The sequence below is a fragment of the Collinsella sp. AM24-1 genome (assembly GCF_003470325.1).
Classification (GTDB): domain Bacteria; phylum Actinomycetota; class Coriobacteriia; order Coriobacteriales; family Coriobacteriaceae; genus Collinsella.
In genome coordinates, this window is the sequence record NZ_QRHM01000051.1 from 1 (window position 1) to 1,904 (window position 1,904).

General features: G+C 54.4%; 1 protein-coding gene. It reads right to left on the reverse strand.

The genetic code is table 11. The features are described 5' to 3' along the window. Positions 1 to 590: 590 nt before the first annotated feature. Positions 591 to 1,715: an aminotransferase gene (locus tag DW661_RS09965; protein WP_118935479.1), complete on the reverse strand. Its 1,125-nt coding sequence runs from the start codon at positions 1,713 to 1,715 to the stop codon at positions 591 to 593. Positions 1,716 to 1,904 lie beyond the last annotated feature (189 nt).

A 1,904-nucleotide genomic window follows, 5' to 3' on the forward strand; every position in this document is an offset into this window, starting at 1 on the left:
TGCAGACCTTTCGTCATGGCCTCCTACCTTTCTTTCGGGCCCTTTGTCTGGGCCGATTCGTTAGCGCCCCTCCGTGTGAGGCGTTATTGCTGACGACATATTTATATCCAAAATCAGCCCATACTTCCACCTTGCCCCCGAACGGTTTTTTATAGGGGGTGAACGGCATACACATATACTTCACGCATGGCACACTTTGATTTAATAAAGTTTATTTACGTGCCTAAATGCTTTTTCAAAACAAATAGCAAATGGAACTTAACTTTATTAAACCACCCTCAAATTGCATATTTCTAATAAAGCTATGAATAGAATTAACGATTCATACCGCGTCTCAACCATTTTCATTTTTATTCAGAAAAAAGTTTGTCCTATTCATTTCTGGTATGGATATTACCGTTTACCAGACGCTTGGTACCGTTCACCGGAAGTTCAGTATAAGGCCCAACGAACACCGGCTCGCCTTACGGCCTCATTTGTAACAACTTGACTTCTCGGTATAGAAAAACAGACCCGCTCCCCTCATGGGAAACGGGTCTGTTATCGATAATCGTAGACAGATTTGAGTGGGTTTGAGAGCCGTCGGAATCCTAGCGATCAAACTCCGCCAGCGCCTCGCCCAGAAGCCTCAGGCCCTCGCGAAGAACGTCTTCGCTCGCGCAGTAGCCCAGACGCGCGCCGCAGGGAAGCTCAAAGCGGCTGCCGGGAACCAGCAGCACTCCCCTCTCGGCCAGCAGGCGCTTGCAGAACTCCTCATCGTTCTCGGGAATATCCAGCTGGATAAACGAGGTGGATACGCCCTGCGGCGCCGTCCAAGAGACGCGGCTCTGCGCATCGATCCATGCCTGAGCGATATCACGGTTGCCAAACACGATCTTACGGTTGCGCTCAAGGATCTTATCCTTGTGCTCGAGCACGTAGGTCGCCAGGGCGTCGTTGAACACGCCGCCGCAGATCATGGTGTAGTCACGATAGGTGCGGATGCGGTTGGAGACCTCTTCGTCGGCCACGACCCAGCCCACGCGAGCCGCGGGCGTCGAATAGGTCTTGGACACCGAGTTGGTGACAATGGCCTTCTCGTACACGTCAGCCATCGACATAAAGGACTCGGTGTTCTCGAGCGGCAGATACACCTCGTCGCACAGCACGTAGGCGCCCACCGAACGGGCAATCTCGGCAATCTGACCGAGCGTATCGGCATCAAGCACCGTACCGATGGGGTTCGATGCGTTATTGATACAGATGAGCTTGGTATTGGGGTGAACGAGGCGCTTGAGCTGTTCGATATCGGGCTTCCAGCCGAGCTCCTCGCGAAGCTCCCAGTACTCAACCTCGGCGCCCAGCGTGCGCGGAATCTCGTAGAGCGGCGCATAGGTAGGCCACTCGGCAATCACATGGTCGCCGGGCTCGACCACGGCCATGATGGCGTTGAAGTTCGCACCCGTGCAGCCGTTGGTCTGCAGGATGTGGTCGGGATTGACCTCGCGGCGATACAGTTTGGCGACCTCGGCCTTAAAGTCGGGCGAACCCTCGATCCAGCCGTAGTTCATCTTCTCGCGGTCCAGGCGCTCGTAAAACGTGGCGCCGTCCTGCTCGTCAAGCGCGCGAAGCTCGCCCATGGTCAGCGAGGAAATCGTCGACTGGGCGATATCCCACGTAGCGCTCTTCTCCCAAACGTTGAGCCATTCCTCAACGCCGATTGTCTTGATATCCATGGCCAAGCTCCTTACAAAAGCAGTCATCCAATCGTGTTGACGTTCCTCATACAAGATTGGGGCGGTGCGAATACCCGCACCGCCCCAATGAGAGACATCTAATGGCAGCTAGATATATGTATTAAGACCTGTACGGGTCCTTGAAGACCTTAGAGGTCCTCGCGCCAGAAGGGCATGCTCATGCAGCGC